The organism is Sphingobium lignivorans (assembly GCF_014203955.1).
GTDB lineage: Bacteria > Pseudomonadota > Alphaproteobacteria > Sphingomonadales > Sphingomonadaceae > Sphingobium > Sphingobium lignivorans.
In genome coordinates, this window is sequence record NZ_JACHKA010000001.1 from 43,006 (window position 1) to 61,562 (window position 18,557).

17 protein-coding genes are annotated in these 18,557 nt (G+C 66.0%); 11 read left to right on the forward strand and 6 right to left on the reverse strand.

The annotated features are described in order from the left end of the window. Nucleotides 1-1,893, reverse strand: coding sequence for a signal peptide peptidase SppA (gene sppA / locus HNP60_RS00215; protein ID WP_184148742.1), 1,893 nt, complete (start codon nucleotides 1,891-1,893; stop codon nucleotides 1-3). Nucleotides 1,894-2,269: 376 nt separating this feature from the next. On the opposite strand from sppA, the gene groES reads away from it, so the two are divergent. The 3 genes from groES (at nucleotide 2,270) to HNP60_RS00230 (ending at nucleotide 5,341) form a co-directional block, all read left to right on the forward strand. Beyond that, the gene (groES, locus tag HNP60_RS00220; RefSeq protein ID WP_014074408.1) at nucleotides 2,270-2,557 is read left to right on the forward strand and encodes a co-chaperone GroES; all 288 of its coding nucleotides are present in this window, start codon (nucleotides 2,270-2,272) and stop codon (nucleotides 2,555-2,557) included. 56 nt (nucleotides 2,558-2,613) lie between these two features. After that, complete coding sequence (groL, locus tag HNP60_RS00225; protein WP_184051807.1) at nucleotides 2,614-4,248, forward strand: chaperonin GroEL; 1,635 nt, start codon at nucleotides 2,614-2,616, stop codon at nucleotides 4,246-4,248. A gap of 424 nt (nucleotides 4,249-4,672) precedes the next feature. Continuing rightward, a complete protein-coding gene (locus HNP60_RS00230; RefSeq protein ID WP_184148745.1) occupies nucleotides 4,673-5,341 on the forward strand; it encodes a PEPxxWA-CTERM sorting domain-containing protein in 669 nt (222 codons plus the stop codon). 1,053 nt (nucleotides 5,342-6,394) lie between these two features. Here the strand turns inward: HNP60_RS00230 and HNP60_RS00235 are convergent. Further along, the gene (locus HNP60_RS00235) at nucleotides 6,395-6,808 is read right to left on the reverse strand and encodes an EVE domain-containing protein (RefSeq protein ID WP_184148747.1); all 414 of its coding nucleotides are present in this window, start codon (nucleotides 6,806-6,808) and stop codon (nucleotides 6,395-6,397) included. Between the two features lie 136 nt (nucleotides 6,809-6,944). On the opposite strand from HNP60_RS00235, the gene HNP60_RS00240 reads away from it, so the two are divergent. Further along, on the forward strand, nucleotides 6,945-7,889 hold the full coding sequence (locus HNP60_RS00240; protein ID WP_184148748.1) for an isopenicillin N synthase family dioxygenase: 945 nt from the start codon (nucleotides 6,945-6,947) through the stop codon (nucleotides 7,887-7,889). 39 nt (nucleotides 7,890-7,928) lie between these two features. Here the strand turns inward: HNP60_RS00240 and HNP60_RS00245 are convergent, their stop codons facing one another. After that, nucleotides 7,929-8,300 (reverse strand): dihydroneopterin aldolase, encoded by a 372-nt coding sequence (locus tag HNP60_RS00245; protein ID WP_420825235.1) that lies wholly within the window; start codon nucleotides 8,298-8,300, stop codon nucleotides 7,929-7,931. Nucleotides 8,301-8,424: 124 nt separating this feature from the next. Here HNP60_RS00245 and HNP60_RS00250 point away from each other — a divergent pair, with 124 nt between their 5' ends. From HNP60_RS00250 to HNP60_RS00265, 4 genes are all read left to right on the forward strand, one after another. Then, nucleotides 8,425-8,970 carry a GNAT family N-acetyltransferase gene (locus HNP60_RS00250; protein ID WP_184148752.1) on the forward strand — a complete coding sequence of 182 codons (546 nt, stop codon included), beginning with the start codon at nucleotides 8,425-8,427 and terminating at the stop codon, nucleotides 8,968-8,970. 78 nt (nucleotides 8,971-9,048) lie between these two features. Further along, nucleotides 9,049-9,618: a DUF1285 domain-containing protein gene (locus tag HNP60_RS00255; protein WP_184148755.1), complete on the forward strand. Its 570-nt coding sequence runs from the start codon at nucleotides 9,049-9,051 to the stop codon at nucleotides 9,616-9,618. After that, entirely contained in the window at nucleotides 9,615-10,238 is a 624-nt protein-coding gene (locus HNP60_RS00260; protein ID WP_184051796.1) for a CoA pyrophosphatase, read from the forward strand. The genes HNP60_RS00255 and HNP60_RS00260 overlap by 4 nt, the downstream gene beginning before the upstream one ends. A gap of 5 nt (nucleotides 10,239-10,243) precedes the next feature. Continuing rightward, nucleotides 10,244-11,452, forward strand: a complete 1,209-nt coding sequence (locus HNP60_RS00265) for a CCA tRNA nucleotidyltransferase (protein WP_221414788.1) — start codon at nucleotides 10,244-10,246, stop codon at nucleotides 11,450-11,452. Here the strand turns inward: HNP60_RS00265 and HNP60_RS00270 are convergent. Both HNP60_RS00270 and parC read right to left on the reverse strand, forming a co-directional pair. Continuing rightward, the gene (locus tag HNP60_RS00270) at nucleotides 11,416-13,215 is read right to left on the reverse strand and encodes a putative bifunctional diguanylate cyclase/phosphodiesterase (protein WP_184148760.1); all 1,800 of its coding nucleotides are present in this window, start codon (nucleotides 13,213-13,215) and stop codon (nucleotides 11,416-11,418) included. The genes HNP60_RS00265 and HNP60_RS00270 overlap by 37 nt on opposite strands. A 169-nt stretch (nucleotides 13,216-13,384) precedes the next feature. Continuing rightward, entirely contained in the window at nucleotides 13,385-15,676 is a 2,292-nt protein-coding gene (gene parC, locus HNP60_RS00275) for a DNA topoisomerase IV subunit A (protein WP_184148763.1), read from the reverse strand. A gap of 133 nt (nucleotides 15,677-15,809) precedes the next feature. On the opposite strand from parC, the gene hemB reads away from it, so the two are divergent. The 3 genes from hemB to HNP60_RS00290 are packed head-to-tail and all read left to right on the forward strand — an operon-like array spanning nucleotide 15,810 to nucleotide 17,909. Then, nucleotides 15,810-16,805, forward strand: a complete 996-nt coding sequence (gene hemB, locus HNP60_RS00280; protein ID WP_148276660.1) for a porphobilinogen synthase — start codon at nucleotides 15,810-15,812, stop codon at nucleotides 16,803-16,805. After that, nucleotides 16,798-17,355: a GNAT family N-acetyltransferase gene (locus HNP60_RS00285; protein ID WP_184148766.1), complete on the forward strand. Its 558-nt coding sequence runs from the start codon at nucleotides 16,798-16,800 to the stop codon at nucleotides 17,353-17,355. The genes hemB and HNP60_RS00285 overlap by 8 nt, the downstream gene beginning before the upstream one ends. Next, complete coding sequence (locus HNP60_RS00290; protein ID WP_184148769.1) at nucleotides 17,352-17,909, forward strand: gamma carbonic anhydrase family protein; 558 nt, start codon at nucleotides 17,352-17,354, stop codon at nucleotides 17,907-17,909. Before HNP60_RS00285 ends, HNP60_RS00290 begins: the two co-directional genes overlap by 4 nt. On the opposite strand, the gene HNP60_RS00295 is transcribed toward HNP60_RS00290, so the two are convergent. After that, nucleotides 17,884-18,426, reverse strand: coding sequence for a hypothetical protein (locus HNP60_RS00295; protein ID WP_184148772.1), 543 nt, complete (start codon nucleotides 18,424-18,426; stop codon nucleotides 17,884-17,886). The genes HNP60_RS00290 and HNP60_RS00295 overlap by 26 nt on opposite strands. Nucleotides 18,427-18,557 lie beyond the last annotated feature (131 nt).

Consider the following 18,557-nt stretch of genomic DNA (forward strand, 5'->3'; position numbering starts at 1 on the left):
TCACGAGCCCATCTGCTGCCGGAACAGGGCGGTCAACCACCCGCTGTTCGTGGCGGGGGCGGGCGCGCGGCCCGGCACGAACGCGCGGCACTCCAGGCAATCGGCCCGGATCGCCGCGCCGTCCATCAGCCCCTGAAGGTCAGCGACGATCCGCTGCGCGACCTGCTGCTGTCGCCGGGCAGCAAGGCTCAGCCAGTCACGCGGCGCAGCGCGGGCGGAAACCTCGTCCGCGCCGAAAATCGCTGCCAGCACTTGGGTGAACCGATCCGGCTCAGGGTCGAAATAACGCCCGCGGGCCGCACTGCCGCTCAGCTTGGCACGCCGCGCCGCTTCCGCGATGGCATCCTCGATGCCGCCGAACCTGTCGACGAGCTTGAGCTGATGAGCCGTGCCGCCATCCCACACGCGCCCCTGGCCGATCTCGTCCACGCGCTGCGGCGTGAGCTTGCGGGAGGCCGCGACGAGGCCGATGAACTTGCCGTAGATATCCTCCACGCTGGCTTGCGCCAGGGCGTCGAACGCCGGGCTGATGCCGCCCACCACGTCGGGCTCGCCGGAGAGCGCGGTCGCCTTGACGCCGTCGCTCGTGATGCCGATTTTCGCCAGAGTCTTTTCGAAGCTCGGCAGGATGCCAAACACGCCGATCGACCCGGTGATGGTGGCCGGCTCCGCGAACACCACGTCACCGGCGGTGCTGGCCCAATAGCCGCCGCTGGCAGCCACATTCCCCATCGATACGACCACCGGCAGACCCTGCGATCTGGCCGCGACAAGCGCGGACCGGATCTCTTCGGAGGCCGCCGCCGATCCGCCGGGCGAATCGACGCGCAGCACCAGAGCCTTGATCCGGGCGTCGCTCAGGGCATCGCGAATGAGGTTTGCCACCGTGGTGCCGCCCGCGAATCCCGGGGGCGCTTCGCCATCGACGATCTCGCCGGCGACGGTGATGATACCCACCTGCCCGTCCTGGCCCGAGGCGTGCCGGCGGGCATAAGGCGAGAAGGGAATGGCCTTGAAATCGCCGGGGCCGCCATCGTCCGCCGTCCCGGCCAGCTCGGCCACACGCTTGCCGAAGGCGATCTCGTCGCCGAGCTTGTCCACGAGCCCGGCAGCCTGCGCCGCCTTTGCCGTATCGCCGCCCTGGCCGCGCAGCAGCGCGAGCGGATCGGCGAGATAAACCTCCACCTTCGCCCTGGGACGCGCCTTGGCGACATTCTCGAGCCAGCTGCCCCAGACCGCCTTGACCAGCGCCTCGCTGGCTGCCCTGGCTTCCGGCGACTGGTCCGTCCGGATGAACGGTTCCACCGCGCTCTTGTATGTGCCGACGCGATAGACATGTGTCTTCGCGCCGAGCTTGTCGATGAGGCCCTTGTAATAGAGATTGCTGCCACCCGGGCCGGTCACGCCCACCATGCCCATCGGCGAGAGCCACACTTCGCTGGCATGGGCGGCCAGCAGATAGCCATCATCGTCATAATAGGTGGCGTGTGCGAGCACCGGCTTGCCGGCCGCGCGCACCTTGTCCAGCGCTTCGCCGACGCGCTCCATGGCGACCTGTCCGCCCCCGCCGAAGCCATCGAGATCGAGCACGACAGCCTTGACCGCGCTGTCGCTCGCTGCCCCCTCGATGGCGCCGACCACGTCGCGCAGGCGATATTCGGTCGGGCCGGCCGATCCGGTCAGCCGCGAGAAACCGTCCGCGCTGTGCGGCTGTTCCACGATCGGGCCATCCAGCGCGATGTGGAGTGCGCCGCTGGCCGGAAAACTGGTATCCACCCGCGCCATCTTCAGCCCGGCATAGAGCAGCGCAAAAAACAGGATGAGGAACAGGAGAACCAGTCCGTCCTTGATGGCCACCAGCAGTTTCCAGGCGCCTCTCACGATGCTGAGCACGATCAATCTCCTTCGCGAAGCGCATCGCCTAGCGCATCTTCGGCCGCGATGCACCCGGCCTTGTGCGGCCGGGGCGGGCGGGAGTGCGCTCCGTTGAAGGCCGGCGCAGGCCGAGCCTCATCCGGGACGGCCGTGGAGAGTCGTGGCGGCTTCACGGCGAGAGATAACTTTTCGCTGCTCTCCCCTTGACCAACTCCGGCGGTCGCCCATATGGCGCCTGCTAGCACTCACCCAGGAACAGTGCTAACAACCTGATTCACGAGCGGGGAACGAACCGAATCTGGTGATCACCGATGCCATCGGCAAGGCTCGATGCCATCAATACTGATACCGCCAGCCGGAACGGGCCACGCCCATTAGGAAAGGACAGTAGAGAATGGCATTTCGTCCGCTGCACGATCGCGTGCTCGTTCGCCGCATCGAAGCCGATGAGAAGACCGCCGGCGGCATCATCATTCCGGACTCCGCCAAGGAAAAGCCGCAGGAAGGCGAGATCGTCGCCGTCGGCACCGGTTCCAAGGCCGAAGATGGCAAGGTGACTCCGCTCGACGTCAAGACCGGCGACCGCGTCCTGTTCGGCAAGTGGTCCGGCACCGAGGTCAAGGTCGATGGTGAAGACCTGCTCATCATGAAGGAAAGCGACATTCTCGGCGTGATCGCCTGATCGCGATCCATCGCCGGCAAGTCCATCCAGAACCCAGAAAGTAGAGGAAAGCAATCATGGCAGCCAAGGACGTCAAATTTTCCCGCGACGCCCGCGAGCGCATCCTGCGCGGCGTCGACATCCTCGCCGATGCCGTCAAGGTGACGCTCGGCCCCAAGGGCCGCAACGTCGTCATCGACAAGAGCTTCGGCGCGCCCCGGATCACCAAGGACGGCGTCTCCGTCGCCAAGGAGATCGAGCTCAAGGACAAGTTCGAGAATATGGGCGCACAGATGGTGCGCGAAGTCGCCAGCAAGACCAATGACGTCGCTGGTGACGGCACCACGACCGCGACGGTCCTGGCCCAGTCGATCGTTCGCGAAGGCATGAAGTCGGTCGCGGCCGGCATGAACCCGATGGACCTCAAGCGCGGCATCGATCTCGCCGTCGTCAAGGTCGTCGATGATCTCAAGGCTCGTTCCAAGCCGGTGTCCGGCTCGTCGGAAATCGCGCAGGTCGGCATCATTTCGGCCAATGGCGATGTCGAAGTCGGCGAGAAGATCGCCGAAGCGATGGAGAAGGTCGGCAAGGAAGGCGTCATCACCGTTGAAGAGGCCAAGGGTCTCGACTTCGAGCTCGACGTCGTCGAGGGCATGCAGTTCGACCGCGGCTACCTCTCGCCCTACTTCATCACCAACCCCGAGAAGATGCAGGTCGAGCTCGCCGATCCCTACATCCTCATCCACGAGAAGAAGCTGTCCTCGCTCCAGTCGATGCTGCCGATTCTCGAGGCCGTGGTGCAGTCGGGCCGTCCGCTGCTCATCATCGCCGAGGACATTGAGGGTGAGGCTCTTGCCACGCTCGTCGTCAACAAGCTGCGTGGCGGCCTGAAGATCGCCGCCGTCAAGGCGCCGGGCTTCGGTGATCGTCGCAAGGCGATGCTCGAAGACATCGCGATCCTGACCAACGGCCAGATGATCAGCGAGGATCTCGGCATCAAGCTCGAGAATGTCACGCTGGGCATGCTGGGCCAGGCCAAGCGCGTCACGATCGACAAGGACAACACGACCCTCGTCGATGGTGCCGGCGATGCGGAAGCCATCAAGGGCCGCGTCGAGCAGATCCGCGCTCAGATCGAGACCACGACGTCCGATTATGACCGCGAGAAGCTGCAGGAGCGTCTTGCCAAGCTGGCCGGCGGCGTTGCCGTCATCAAGGTCGGCGGCGCGACCGAGGTCGAGGTGAAGGAGCGCAAGGACCGCGTCGACGACGCGCTGCACGCCACGCGCGCGGCCGTGGAAGAAGGCATCGTCCCCGGTGGCGGTACGGCTCTCCTCTACGCCACCAAGGCGCTGGAAGGCCTCAAGGGCGCCAATGACGACCAGACTCGCGGCATCGACATCATCCGTCGCGCCCTGCAGTCTCCGGTGCGTCAGATCGCCGAGAACGCCGGTGCCGACGGTGCCGTCGTTGCAGGCAAGCTGCTCGATGGCGGCGACGTGACGCTCGGCTTCAATGCCGCGACGGACGTTTACGAGAACCTGGTCGCCGCTGGCGTCATCGACCCCACCAAGGTCGTGCGCGCTGCCCTGCAGGACGCTGCCTCGGTTGCCGGCCTGCTCATCACCACCGAGGCGACGATCGCCGAGCTGCCGGACGACAAGCCGGCCGCTCCGGCCATGCCCGGCGGCATGGGTGGCATGGACTTCTAAGTCCTACGCCAGATCAATCGATTGGGAGGGCCGCCGGGCAACCGGCGGCCTTCTTGTTTTCCGTCGCTCTCTCTGTGCAGGGACCAGTGCCGTGCCTGGCTGCTGGCTGGATGCGCGGTTTGGTTCGGGCGTCGAATCACATCTGGCAGGACAGCGCGAATCGGCGGGCGTCGGAGCATCGACCCTCGATCCGGCCGCGCCGCGACATATAACAAGGCCGAGCTACAGGGCATTTTGGCCCGGCTTAGAGATAACAGAACGAAGAGCGCCGCCGCCGTTAACCAATAAAAATCTTTCTGCGCAAATCATACCTCCCGGGCTCGTGCAATTATGGGAATATTAAGGTTAATTTCCATAAATACATTTTGCGACAAATCTGTGCCTGAAGTTATGGCTGCTCACCTAATCAAGTGGGAGAACTTCAGTGCGTTCAGTAAAGACACTCGCCATCATCGGCGCCCTGATCGGCGCCACACCGGCTCTGGCCGTGGACTTCACCTTCACGGGCCCGACCGCCATTCCGGGCAACGGCACCTTCGGTCCGGCTGCTGACTTTCCGATCGAGTTCTCTGTCTCTGGCCTCGGCACCGTGACGGACGTGAACGTGACGCTCACCGGCCTGACGCATAGCTATTCGGACGATCTCCAGATGATCCTGGTCTCGGCCGCCGGTACGCGCGTCCTGCTCATGAACGAGGCTGGTGGCCCCGCGAACTGGAACAACGACACGGTCACCTTCGACCAGTCGGCGGCCGCTGCCATGCCGAACAGCTTCGGCGGCACGAACTTCAACATCCCGAGCGGCTCCTACAAGCCGTCGGCCTATTCTGTCGGCCCGGTGCTTTCGCTCCTGATTGATGGCGACAATCTCGACCTGTTCAACGGCGAGGATGCCAATGGCACCTGGAAGCTGTTCATCAGCGACGTCAGTCTCTTCGATGCCGGTTCGGTCCAGGGCGTCACGCTTTCGATCGACGCGCTGACCCCGCCGCCCGCCGTGCCTGAGCCGGCCACCTGGGCGATGCTGATCGGCGGTTTCGCCCTGACGGGTCTCGCGATGCGCCGCAGCGCCACGCGCGTTTCGTTCGCCTGACGGCGGCATCAACGACAAATCTGGACGGGTCGGGCGCATGTCGCCCGGCCCGTTTCCTTTTCCGCTCGTGAGAAGGGGGGAGGGCGGGGCGCCCGGAGCAGGCGAAGGACTTCCGCCATGCGCCTCACGCAAAATCAAATGGGGGCCGACATCGCTGCCGACCCCCACTGCACCATCGCCTTCCAGTCCGTTTCCGGACATCCGGCGACTGGCATGGCGCCTTCCCGCCGCAAGGGCAGGCGCGCCGGGCTTCCCGAAAGACGCGAGGTCCGTGAGAAGCCGCGATCCTGTCGGGCTGGGTAGCCATCGAGGATCAGGCTGGCCAGGCCGCCCGCAGGCAGCACAGGCCTCACCTTGCCGGATCATGTCGCTTGTCTAGACGACAGGCTTCATGATCCATCCCATCATCTCGCTGTCCACCCCGCAAGGCAGCCAGCATATCCGATGGGGCGGGATGATGCAGGAAGCGCGTGACCGCGCACACCACATAACCCTCGAAAATGCCGATAAGCTTCTGATTTCTCTTAGGCTTTTTGGCACTCCGTAAGAAGAATGCTCTCATGGGCGGCGAGTCGTGCCAAGTGGAATCTGGCTTCGCCAGCGCCATCGCCCCAGCAAATCTGTGGATTAAGGTGGATAAGTCCGGGGATAAGCCGTGCGGGTGGCCGGAAAGCGCGGTCTCGCGAGGCGCGTCATCCTCATCCACCGCGCTTTTCCCTGTCCTACGGCCCCTCAGCCATGGCAGGCCTGCCGGACGCCTGCTTCTGTCGGCGATAGCGCAGGCAAGGCAGGGCTCTTTCTCATGCTCGGGGTGCCATCGCCCGCTCAGGCCACACAGGCTTGGCGGGACAGGTTCTGGCGTCCGCCGCATTCAAAGGTCATGGAAGCGGAAGATGACGCGGACGTATCGTCATCTTTGTAAACTTCCAGACCGCAGCGCCCTGTTGGAGCGGCATCGTCGGGCCATTGGGCGGCGTTTCAGGGCGCTGAGCGACTTCCATGCCAGGTGCTCAGGTCCGCCTGAGCACGGCGCAGTGCCGGGAAGGAAAGGGCTCAGCTCGCAGCCCCGGCCATGCGCAGGATGCAGTCATATTCAGCGTCGGTGACCGGCGAGACGGACAGGCGCGACTGCCGGATCATCGCCATGCCGGCAAGAGCGGGCTCTGCCTTGATGGCCTTGAGAGTCACCGGTCGCGGTAATTTCTCCACCGGCGCCACTTCCACGGCGATCCATTTGCCGGTGGGATCGGTACTGTCCTGCTCGGCCGTGCGGACGATTTCCATGATGCCGACCGCTTCGAGGCCGATATTGCTGTGGTAGAACAGCGCGCGGTCGCCGAGAGCCATGGTCTTCATGTTGAGCTGGGCGGCGTGATTGCGCACTCCATCCCACTCGGCGCGCCCTTTCTCGACCAGATCGTCCCAGGAGAACACGTCGGGTTCCGATTTCATCAGCCAGTAGCGCATGTCTGTTCCTGTCGCGGATGGATGGCGGCCCGCCTTTCCACGACGATCCCGCCCGCGCAATCCCCTGCAGGTGACAGGCTGCCCGAGAAGGCCTAGTCAGGCGCCCATCGGATCCCTTCGTCAACGAGTCTCACGCATGTCCCAGACTATCCTGCCTGAGCAGGTTCCCGTCCTCTCGCTTGCCGGCCTCAGCGCCGACGACTTCGCCGACGCGCTCGGCCGCAGTTTCCGCGAATATGGCTTTGCCGTGGTGTCCGATCACGGCATGGATCCCGACCTCATTGCCCGGGGCTGGGCCCTGGCAAAGGCTTTCTTCGCGCTGCCGGACGAGGCGAAGCGCGCCTATCTCGTGCCCGGTGGCGCGGGGCAGCGGGGCTATACGGCCTTCGGGACCGAGATCGCCAAGGGCGCGAGCGAGAACGACCTCAAGGAGTTCTGGCACGTCGGTCGTGAACTGCCGGCCGGCCATCCGCTCGCCGCGGACATGCCGCCCAATCTCTGGCCGAGCGAGATCGAGGGCTTCCAGGAAGTGTTCTCGTCCCTGTTCGCGGCATTCGATGTCGCCGGGGCGAAGATCCTCTCCGGCGTGGCGCGCCATCTCGGACTGCCGGCGGACTGGTTCGACGCGAAGATCGACGAGGGCAATTCCATCCTGCGCCTGCTGCATTACCCGCCGGTCTCGGCGGATGCCCCGGGCATTCGCGCCGGCGCGCATGAAGACATCAATCTCATCACCCTCCTGCTCGGTGCGGAGGAAGGCGGCCTGCAGCTCCTCACCAAGAGCGGCAACTGGATCGCCGCGACGCCGCCGCCCGGCGCGCTGGTCATCAATGTGGGTGATATGCTCCAGCGTCTCACCAACCATGTGTTGCCCTCGACGAGCCATCGCGTGGTCAATCCGCCAGTCGAGCGGCGTCACATCCCGCGTTACTCCATGCCCTTCTTCCTGCATCTCGAGCCGGACGTGCTGATCGAGGCGCTGCCGCAATGCGTGACCGCGGACAACCCGCTGCGCGAGCCGCCGATCACCGCGCATGACTATCTGCACCAGCGGCTGCGCGAGATCGGCCTCAAGATGTAGGCGGGGGCGCCGGCGGTCATGGCCGCCGGCGACGGCCGGTCATTTGCGCCAGCGTGACAGCGTGATCCCGATCTTCTCGCCACGCTCGGAAAGCGCGAGCTTCACGATCTTGACCGTGACGTGCAGCGCTTTCCTGTCCTGCAGGAAGATCGTGTCGATGATGTGGTCGGCGACGGCCTCGATCAGCGTGAAATGCTGGCCACGCGTGATCGCGGTCGTCGCGGCGTGCTTGAGGTCCATGTAGTTCTTGGAGAGGCCGAGCGGCGAATCGGGCTCATAATGCCCGGCATGCGCCAGCAGCGCGCGCACGCTGATGCGCAGCGGCTGGGGCAGGTGCGTTTCCTCGGAATAGATGCCGGTGAGCACATCGACCTCCAGATCGTCGATCTCCAGCACCAGCATGTCGTCCATCGACATGGACTGCATTTGCGGCTGCACCATGACTAACCTCGAATTGCCCTTTTCATTTGGGCGCGAACCGCTAAAGGCCGCCGCCTCGGGCGCTATTGCCCGGTTGGAGGTCCAACGGCAAGCGGTGACACGGATCAGGGAACTCGCAGGCGCAGGCGATGCGGCAATCACCCGGTTGCTGGATGAGGCATTCGGTCCGAATCGTCACGGCCGCACGGCCTATCGCATCCGTCTGGGGATGGCCTGGTTCACCGACCTGAGCTTCGCCGCTTATGATTCGGACGATCGGCTCATCGGCACATTGCAATCCTGGCCCGTGGCCCTGCATGGGCCGCAGGGCGGGCCGGCACCGCTCGTCATGGTCGGCCCGGTCGCCGTGGTGCCCGACCAGCAGCGCCACGGAATCGGGCGCGCGCTCATGGACCGGCTGATCGAGACGGTTGATGCACATGGTGCCGATCCGCTGGTGATGATCGGGGATCCGGAATATTATGGCCGCTTCTGGGGCTTCTCCGCCGATGCGACGGGGCAGTGGGATGTGCCCGGTCCGGTCGAACGGCACCGGCTCCTCGTCCGGGCACCTGCCGACGCCGTGCTGCCGGCCATAGGCATGCTTGGTCCCCGCACGGCATTGCCGCAGCCATCCCTGCAGGCGACCGTCACGCCCTGAGCGCGCAAGCCGGAGGCTGTCCCTCCCGCTCGCGCGCGCCCTTTGCCAAGTCGCCTCCGCATGCCTATCTGCTGATCCATGACTGCTGCTCCCACCGGATCACCCCAGGAACCGACAATCGCCGGCGTGCCGGAAGAGCCGGCCGGGGACCGGCGTTACCCGGTCGAGCAGTGGCATCCCCCCCATTGCGGGCACAGTGCCATGCGGATCGATGCCGAGGGCAACTGGCATCATGAAGGTCGCCCCATTGTCCGCCCCGAGCTGACGCGCCTGTTCGCGCGGCTGCTGCGGCGCGAGCCCGATGGTCGCCATGTCCTGGTGACCCCTGTCGAGATGCTCGACATCGATGTGGAAGACGCGCCCCTGATGGCCGTGGACATGGCCTGCGAGGGCAGCGGCGAAGCGCGGCGGCTCCGCTTCCGGATTGGTGCGACCGGAGAGTGGGTGGAGGCGGATGCCGCGCATGCCATTCTCGTGGAATCCGGCGAGACGGGGCCGCGCCCCTATCTCCTGCTCGATGCCGGCCTGCGCGCCCGGATCACGCGTCCGGTCTATTATGCCCTTGCCGAAATCGCGCTGGAGGCGGGGAGCGAGGCGCCGGGTCTCTGGGCTGGCGGCGCCTTCCATCGTCTCGAGCCTCTGGCATGATGTTGCGTAGCCGCCTCGCCGCCGCGCTGGCGCCCGCGCTCGATCAGGCGCAGACGCAGGATGTCTTCCTGTACCGGGATCGTCCGACACCCGACGGTCCGTTCACGCCGGCCGCCGTGCTCATCGCCATTACCGACCGGCGGGATCCGGGGCTCATTCTCACGCTTCGTCATGGTGGCTTGCGCGCGCATGCCGGGCAGGTGGCGTTTCCCGGAGGACGCCTTGACCCTGAGGATGCCGATGCCGTTGCCGCCGCGTTGCGCGAGGCGGAAGAGGAAATCGCGATGCCGCGCGATGTGGTGGACGTGGTGGGGCGCTCCGACCAGTTCCGCACGGGCACGGGCTTCTCGATCGAGCCGATCGTGGGGATCGTCCCGCCGGATCTGGCCTTGCGTCCCTCGGAAGCGGAAGTGGACGCCATTTTCGAAGTGCCGCTCGATTTCCTGCTCGATCCCGCGAACCGGGCCCTGCGGACGGTCGAATGGCAGGGGGGCGAGCGCACTTATTATGAATATCTCTGGCAGGACCGGCGGATCTGGGGCGTGACCGCCGCCATGCTCGTCAATCTCGCCCGCCGCATCGAAGCGGCCGATTCGAATCTGGCGGGGACGCTTTCGTGACACTCTTGCCGGAGCGATTGCCCCCTGCCGACTGGCGCGCGCGCGCCGGACTCGCCGCCCTGTGCGACGCACTCGGCGCTGGCGAAGGCGCAGCGCGCTTCGTGGGCGGCGCGGTGCGCGATTCGCTGCTGGGCATCCCGGTCAAGGATGTCGACATCGCGACGGTCCTTCTTCCCGAGGAGGTGATGCGCCGCGTGAAGGCGGCAGGTTTCAAGGCAGTCCCGACCGGCATTGCCCATGGCACGATCACGGCCGTGCTCAATCACTGGCCCGTGGAAATCACCACCTTGCGCCGCGACGTCACGACGGACGGGCGGCGCGCGACCGTGGCGTTCGGCACGGACTGGCGCGAGGATGCCGCCCGACGCGACTTCACGATGAATGCCCTTTATGCCGATCCGCCGGACGGCACGCTGCACGACTATTTCGGCGGACGCGCGGATCTGGCGGCGCGGCGAGTGCGCTTCATCGGCGATCCCCATGCGCGGATCGCGGAAGATCATCTGCGTATCCTGCGTTATTTCCGTTTCACGGCCCGGTTCGGCACGATGGATCCGGACAGTGCCGATTATCGCGCCTGCGTCGCCCGGGCCGCCAGCCTGATGTCCCTGTCACGCGAGCGCATCGCCGACGAGTTGCTGCGCTTGCTGGGCGTGGCGGATCCGGGCGAGGTGGTCGCGGCGATGATCGCGGACGACGTTCTGAGGCCCGTGCTCCCGGAGATAGATGCGCAGGGCGTAGCGCGGCTGCGCACGCTGATCGCCCGGGAAGCCGAGGCGGACGTCGCTCCCGATCCGCTGCGGCGCCTTGCGGCCCTGCTGCCGCCGGACGAGGCGCTGGCCGATCAGATCGGTGCGCGCCTGCGCCTCTCCAACAAGGCCCGCGCGCGGTTGCGCAATGCGCTCGCGCCGATCGAGGCGGAAACGCCGGAAGCACTTGCCTACAGGATCGGCACGACCGGTGCGATCGACCGGATGCTGCTCGGCAATGCCTTTCAAGTGACGGATATCGCGACAGTGAAGGACTGGCAGGTACCCAGACTTCCGCTTTCCGGCGGTGACCTCATCGCCATGGGACTGGAAGCGGGGCCAAGGGTCGCGCGGGCGCTGCAGGCGCTGGAGCGGGCCTGGATTGCCGCCGGCTTCCCCGCCGAGGCGGAAACCCGGGCTCTGGCGACTCAGATCATCGTGCTCGAGCTGCGATCGACCCAGTAGCGATAGGCCTCCACGGGCGGCAGGGGACGGGCAAAGAAATAGCCCTGGCCATAGTGGCAGCCGAGCGCCGCGAGCGCATCGGCCATTTCGCGCTTCTCAATGCCTTCGGCCGTCGTCTGCATGCCCAGGGCGCCAGCCAGGGAGACAATGGCGCGGATGATGGCGACCTTGTCCTCGTCGCCGATCATGTCGGTGACGAAGCTGCGGTCGATCTTGAGCAGGTCGATCGGCAGCGATTGCAGGCTGGCGAGGTTGGAAAAGCCGGTGCCGAAATCGTCCATCGCCACAGTGACGTTCATGGCCTGCAGCGCGGCGAGGAGCTGCCTTGTCTTGTCGGGATCACTGATCAGCGCGCTCTCGGTCAGCTCGATCGTGAGACGGCTGCCATCGATCCCGGCATAGCGCAGCGCCTCTTCGACGGCGCGGGGGACATTGTCGCGCACCATCTGCACGGGCGAGAGATTGACGTTCATCGTCAGCGGGAGCGGCTCCCCAAAGCGCCGGTCCCAGTCCGCGAGCGTCTGGGCACATTCGCACAGCGCCCAGCGCCCGAGCGGAACGATGAGGCCCGATTCCTCGGCGACCGGAATGAACTCGGCAGGCGAGACCTGGCCCAGCACCGGATCGTTCCAGCGCGCCAGCGCCTCGAAGCCTTTGACCGCCCCTGTCTGGAGATTGATGAGCGGCTGGAACACCATGGTGAGCTGTCCGCAATCGATGGCTTCGCGCAGGCGATTCTCAAGCGTGAACCGCTTCAGTGCCTCGCGCAGCACATGCGCGCGATAGACTTCCAGCGTCCCTGACTTCTTGGCGCGCTTGACGGCCGCCTGCGCCTGGCGGAGCAGGTTTTCGGCCTCCTCGTCTTCCTCCGGCGCAAGGGCGCAGCCGAGCGCCACCTCGACATTGATGAGATAGGTCGAGAGCCGGATCGGTGAGTCGAACGCCTTGCGGACGCGCTCCGCGATCTGCAGCACTTCCGACAGGCCATGCCCCACATGCGCGAAGATCGCGAACTCGTTGCCGCCAATGCGCGCGAGCACGTCACCGGCGCGCAGGACGGATTTCACGCGCCGCGCGACGGTGATGATGAGTTCGTCGCCGGCCATGGCGCCCAGCGATTCGTTGATGCGGCTGAAGCGTATGAGATCGAGCGCGATGATCGCGTAGCCCGGCTTCCCGGGCACCGCCGCCTTGTCCTCGACGAGACATTCGATCTGCTCGACGAAGCCGATTCGATTGGGCAGCGAGGTGAGGCTGTCGGTTAGCAGTTCCTTGCGCAGGGTGCTCTCGGCCTTGCGCTCGCTGGTCCGGTCGGTGGCCGTGAAGAGCAGCATCTGGTGGTCGGCACCGGCCTCGTCGGTCGAGGCTCCGCTCACCCAGGTCAGCGTGCAGCTGAACACGCGAACCCCCAGTCGGCCCTGGAATTCGAGTTCGAAACGGTCGGAGGCGCGCCGGGTGTCGAACATCGCGAGCGCTCGCCGGCGCCAGTCGAAATCCCGGCCGGACCTGCGATCGGGTGAGGGAATGCTGGAACTCAGCTCCTCGTCGAATCGGGAGAATTCATCGTTGCCCGCGCAATAATTCAGGTCTTCGCCCTCGCGCGAGACCAGCGCCGCAGGGTAAGGCAGCGCCCGCAGCAACGCTTCGAATCCCGTAGGCGAGGCGCCCATTTGAGCGGCAAGACGCGAGACGCAATTCGAGGTCGTCCGCACCCGGGGAGCGGCCGTCGTGGAAGGCGCATCGCGTTTCGCGCGGACAGTCATGAGGGCGAGGCATAAGGGGCACTATGTAAAACAAGGTTAACAAACGCGCGCCCGCCGACAGCTTGCTTGGCTGTTCAAGGTGTTGCCTCGCAGAGCTCCCACGACGCCGCTCGCGCGGCCCCCTCCAGGCCCTGCCGGGTTCGGCCCCGGGCCGGCGGAGGCGCCGATTCTAGTCGAACCGGTTGTTGCGCGGAAATCCGTTCGGCGGCATGCGGCCGGCTGCACCCCGTGCCGCGCGCCAGGGCAGAAGGTCGGTTTCCGTCCGGACACGGCCGCGCTCGCCCCCCATCGTCCAGCTGAGCCCTTGGGCGAGTGTCAGCGCGGTGGCATCCGACAGGCCGCCGTCACGATATCGCTGCAGCGTCACGCCCTGCCCGCGCGCCATCTCGGGCAGTTCGGCGAGCGAGAAAATGACGAGCTTGCGGTTCTCGCCGATCACCGCGATCGAATCGGCGTCGGCCGCGATCGGCCGCACGACTTTCAGCGTGGCATTGCCCTTCAGGTTGACCACTTGCCGGCCCTTGCGCGTCTCGGCGATGATTTCGCCCATCGAGGCAACGAAGCCGCGGCCATCGCTGGCGGCGAGCAGCAGCCTCCCTTCCGGTCGCGCGGGAAGCAGAGCAACGATGCCCGTCTCGTTGGCCAGATCGACCATCAGGCGCACCGGCTCGCCGAATCCGCGCCCGCCCGGCAGCTTGTCGGCGCCGAGCGTGAAGAACCGCCCGTCGCTGCCGGCCAGCAGCAGCTTGTCGGTTGTCTGCGCGTGGAAGGCGAAGGCCGGCCCGTCGCCTTCCTTGAATTTGAGCGCTTCGGTCGTGTCGAGGTCGACATGGCCCTTCATCGCACGGATCCAGCCGCGCTGGGACATGATGACGGTGATCGGTTCCCGCTCGATCATCGCTTCCAGTGGGATTTCGCGGGCCGGCGCGGCCTGTTCGAGGCCAGTGCGCCGTGCGCCGATGCCCTTTTCCGGCGTGTAGCGCCTGCGCAGCTCCGCCAAATCCTTCTTGAGGCGCGTCTTCTGCCGGGCCGGCGATTCGACCAGCTTGTGCAGTTCCTCCCGCTCGGCCGCCAGCGAATCGCGCTCGCGCCGCAGCTCCATTTCCTCGAGCCGCCGCAGGGACCGCAGGCGCATGTTGAGAATGGCTTCGGCCTGCCGGTCGGTCAGCTGGAATTCCGCCATCATCACCGGCTTGGGCTCATCCTCCGTGCGGATGATCTCGATCACCCGGTCGAGATTGAGGAATGCGATGATATAGCCATCGAGCAGTTCCAGCCGGTTGTCGATCTGGTCGATGCGATGCTGTGAACGGCGGACCAGCACCTCGATCTGGTGCGCGAGCCAGGCCGTCAGCAGCGGCTTGAGCCCCAGCACGCGCGGCGTGTGGCTGGCATCCAGCACGTTCATGTTGAGCGGAAAGCGGCTTTCGAGATCGGTCAGGCGGAACAGGCTGTCCATCAGCACGTCCGGATCGACGGTGCGCGCGCGCGGCTCCAGCACGATGCGCAGCACCTCGTCGGATTCGTCGCGCACGTCGGCGAGGATCGGCAGCTTCTTGTCCGCGATGAGCTGGGCGATCTGCTCGATCAGCTTGCCCTTGGCCACGCCATAGGGGATCTGGTCGATAACCGCGATCCAGGTGCCGCGCCCTTCGTCCTCCCGGTGCCAGCGCGCACGCACGCGCAGGCTGCCACGGCCGGTCTCATAGGCATCGGAGATGACTGAGGGCGGATCGACCAGCAGTCCCCCGGTGGGGAAGTCCGGTCCCCGCATGAGCTGCATCAGCTCGCCATGCTCGGCGGCAGGATTATCGATGAGGAGGCTCGCCGCATCGATGACTTCCGCGACATTATGCGGCGGAATGCTGGTCGCCATGCCCACCGCGATGCCCGCCGCGCCATTCGCCAGCAGATTGGGGAACAAGCCGGGGAAGACTTCCGGCTCTTCCTCCTCGCCATTGTAGGTGGGGCGAAAATCGACCGTGCCCTGATCGAGCCCGGTCATCAGGTCCGCCGCCGCCTGCGTCAGCCGCGCTTCGGTGTAGCGCATGGCGGCCGCGTTATCGCCGTCGATATTGCCGAAATTGCCCTGCCCGTCGATCAGCGGCGTGCGCAGCGAGAAATCCTGCGCGAGACGCACCAGCGCGTCATAGACCGAGGCATCGCCATGGGGATGATATTTGCCGATGACGTCACCCACGACGCGGGCGCATTTCTTGTACGAGGTATTGTTGCGCTCCGGATTGGCAACCAGCACGTCCGGGGCGGGGCCGCTCGGCTCCAGGCGCAGCAGCCGCATGGCCCAGAGCAGGCGACGATGGACCGGCTTGAGCCCGTCGCGCAGATCCGGCAGCGAACGCGCCGTGATCGTGGAGAGGGCATAGACGAGATAGCGCTCGGACAGCGCGGAATCGAAGGGATGGTCCTTGATGCTGTCGAGCGGATCGGGAATGTCGGTCATGCCTCGCCGTTACCAAGCGCGGGCCGCCTTGGGTAGGGCGCATGAAGGGCCGGCATGCGAGCATGGCGCCGTCGCGGGGGACGAAGCGCTTGAAGCCGGGCCGGAGCAGGCCTATCCCGCCGCGATGAGCCATATTCACGCCGCAGCCTATCCCGCCCTCCGTCTCCGTCGCACACGCGCAACCGGTTGGAGCCGGGCGATGCACGCGGAGAACCGGCTTTCGCCCGCCGATTTCATCTGGCCTCTGTTCGTGACCGAGGGCCGGGATGTGAGCGAGCCGATCGCGAGCCTGCCGGGCGTCTCCCGCTGGTCGGTCGATCTTGCGGTGGCGCGCGCAAGGGAAGCCGCGGCGGCGGGCATCCCCTGCCTCGCGCTCTTCCCGAACACGCAGGCGGACCGGCGGAGCGACGATGGCGCCGAAGCGCTCAACCCGGACAATCTGATGTGCCAGGCCATCCGTGCCATCAAGGATGCGGTCCCGGACATCGGCCTGCTGACGGATGTCGCGCTGGACCCCTATACCGTTCACGGTCAGGACGGGCTGCTCGATGAGGCCGGCTATGTCGTCAACGATGCCACGGTCGACATGCTGGTGGGGCAGGCGCTCAATCAGGCAGCGGCCGGCGCGGACATCATCGCTCCCAGCGACATGATGGACGGGCGCATCGGCGCCATCCGCGAGGCGCTGGAAACGGAGGGCCATGCCAATGTTCAGATCATGGCCTATGCCGCCAAGTATGCGTCCGCCTTCTACGGTCCGTTCCGGGACGCGGTCAGTTCGCGCGGGCTGCTGAAGGGCGACAAGAAGAATTACCAGATGGACCCCGCCAACAGCGACGAAGCGCTGCGGGAAGTGGCGCTCGACATCGCCGAAGGCGCGGACAGCGTGATGGTGAAGCCGGGTCTGCCTTATCTGGACATCGTGGCGCGCGTGAAAGCGAACTTCAACGTCCCCGTCTTCGCCTATCAGGTGAGCGGCGAATATGCGATGATCGAGGCGGCCGCGGCTGCCGGGGCAGGCGAGCGGGACGCGCTGGTGCTGGAGACGCTGATGGCCTTCAAGCGCGCCGGTTGCGCGGGTGTGCTCACCTATCATGCGCTTCACGCCGCCCGGTTGCTGAATGGCTGAACCCGTCGCCCGGACCGAGCGGCTCCTGCTGCGGGGCTGGGACGAGGCGGATCTTCCCGCCTTCCTACAGGCGACGAACACGCCCACGGTCATGCGCTGGCTCGGCGGTGTCATGGACAGTGCAGCGCAGGCGGCGCTTCTTGAACGGGTCATGACCTGCCAGGCGCGGAACGGCTTCTGCTTCTGGATCGTGGAGCGCATCGCGGACGGCGCCATGCTCGGCTTCTGCGGCCTCAAGCGGGCGGATGCGCCCGGCTCCTCGGTCAGCGGCGAGATGGAGGTCGGCTGGCGCCTGCGCGAGGACGCATGGGGGCAAGGCTATGCCCGGGAAGCGGCAACCGCTGCCCTGGACCTGGGTTTCGGCCGATTCGGCGCGGACCGGATCGTGGCGCTGACCGTTCCCGGGAATGCCGCCAGCCAACGCCTCATGCAACGGCTCGGCATGCAGCGCCGGACAGACCTGGACTATCAGGACTGCCGTTTCGGGCCAGACCTCAATCCCACGATTGTCCATCTGATCTCCGCCAGCCAATGGGAAGCCAACTCATGACCGCTCCGCTCATCCTGCCCTTCGGTGGCAAGACCCCCAGAATTCACGACAGCGCCTTCGTCGCCCCCGGCTGCGTCATCATTGGCGATGTGGAGATCGGGCCGCAGGCAAGCATCTGGTATAATTGTATATTGCGGGCGGACATCAATCATATCCGCGTGGGCGCGCGTTCGAACATCCAGGACGGCAGCGTGATTCACGTCGAGACCGACTATGGCGATGGCGGGCACCCCGCCATCATTGGCGATGACGTGCTGATCGGCCATATGGCGCTGGTCCATGGTTGCACGCTTCAGGATCGCGCGTTCGTCGGCATGGGGGCGATCGTGATGGACGGGTGCGTGATCGAAGGCGACGCGATGCTGGCGGCGGGGGCCATGCTCACGCCGGGCAAGCGCATGCCCTCCGGTCAGCTCTGGAGCGGCCGACCTGCCAAATATATGCGTGACCTTTCGGAAGCCGATATTCTTGGGATGCAGCGCGGCGTGAATGGCTATGTGCATGAAGCCGGGCTTCATGCCGCCGCGCTCAAGGCAGTCGCAGAGCGCCCCTGAGCGAATCGAGCGCGTCGTTCTGCGCATCGACGAGGGCGAGCACCTGCATTCGGACCGGATCGATCGTCGCGAGATCCGCCATGACGCGCCCGCTGTCCTCGTTGTTCTGCCGTTCGACATGCAGCGTATCGAGGCTGGCGAGAGCTGCGATGCTCTCGTAGCGCGCGCCATCCAGGGCGCTCACCGCCATCTGGGCAGCGACCCAGGCCTCGCTTTCGGGCGCCGCGTTGCGCGCGGCGGAAACGAGCGAGCGTCCCTGGTCGAGCTGCTTGCGGAACACGGCATCGGCGCCGCTGGCCTTTTCCGCAAGCTGGCTGACCTGCGTGGCGAGCGCGGCATCCACGGAAGCCGGCTGCACGGGCGAGGGCTCGGGCGGCTGGCGATCGCGCGATTCGGCTGGCCGCTTCGCCAGCGAGGGATAACGCCCGCTCTCGCTCGTCTGCGCATGGGCATTGAGCGAACCGAGAGCGAAGAGGGCGAGGAAAGCGGTGAGGCGGCGGATCATGGTTCCGCTCATGTAAGCGACTGTCCGTCGTCCTTCAACGAGTCTCGGCGAACGAGCGGCCGGCAGGCTTTGATCATGGCCTCTGCGGGCCGTTTCCAGCCGGTCGGAGGGATTCCCGGCATTGACAGGCCTCCGATCGACCA

What these genes read in the sequence shown, in the direction of transcription:
- HNP60_RS00270 (WP_184148760.1), bottom strand. Translation starts at nt 13,215, where the DNA reads ATGACTGTCCGCGCGAAACGCGATGCGCCTTCCACGACGGCCGCTCCC.
- groES (WP_014074408.1), top strand. Translation starts at nt 2,270, where the DNA reads ATGGCATTTCGTCCGCTGCACGATCGCGTGCTCGTTCGCCGCATCGAA.
- HNP60_RS00290 (WP_184148769.1), top strand. Translation starts at nt 17,352, where the DNA reads ATGACCGCTCCGCTCATCCTGCCCTTCGGTGGCAAGACCCCCAGAATT.
- parC (WP_184148763.1), bottom strand. Translation starts at nt 15,676, where the DNA reads ATGACCGACATTCCCGATCCGCTCGACAGCATCAAGGACCATCCCTTC.
- HNP60_RS00240 (WP_184148748.1), top strand. Translation starts at nt 6,945, where the DNA reads ATGTCCCAGACTATCCTGCCTGAGCAGGTTCCCGTCCTCTCGCTTGCC.
- HNP60_RS00260 (WP_184051796.1), top strand. Translation starts at nt 9,615, where the DNA reads ATGATGTTGCGTAGCCGCCTCGCCGCCGCGCTGGCGCCCGCGCTCGAT.
- HNP60_RS00235 (WP_184148747.1), bottom strand. Translation starts at nt 6,808, where the DNA reads ATGCGCTACTGGCTGATGAAATCGGAACCCGACGTGTTCTCCTGGGAC.
- HNP60_RS00245 (WP_420825235.1), bottom strand. Translation starts at nt 8,300, where the DNA reads ATGGACGACATGCTGGTGCTGGAGATCGACGATCTGGAGGTCGATGTG.
- HNP60_RS00255 (WP_184148755.1), top strand. Translation starts at nt 9,049, where the DNA reads ATGACTGCTGCTCCCACCGGATCACCCCAGGAACCGACAATCGCCGGC.
- HNP60_RS00285 (WP_184148766.1), top strand. Translation starts at nt 16,798, where the DNA reads ATGGCTGAACCCGTCGCCCGGACCGAGCGGCTCCTGCTGCGGGGCTGG.
- HNP60_RS00295 (WP_184148772.1), bottom strand. Translation starts at nt 18,426, where the DNA reads ATGAGCGGAACCATGATCCGCCGCCTCACCGCTTTCCTCGCCCTCTTC.
- groL (WP_184051807.1), top strand. Translation starts at nt 2,614, where the DNA reads ATGGCAGCCAAGGACGTCAAATTTTCCCGCGACGCCCGCGAGCGCATC.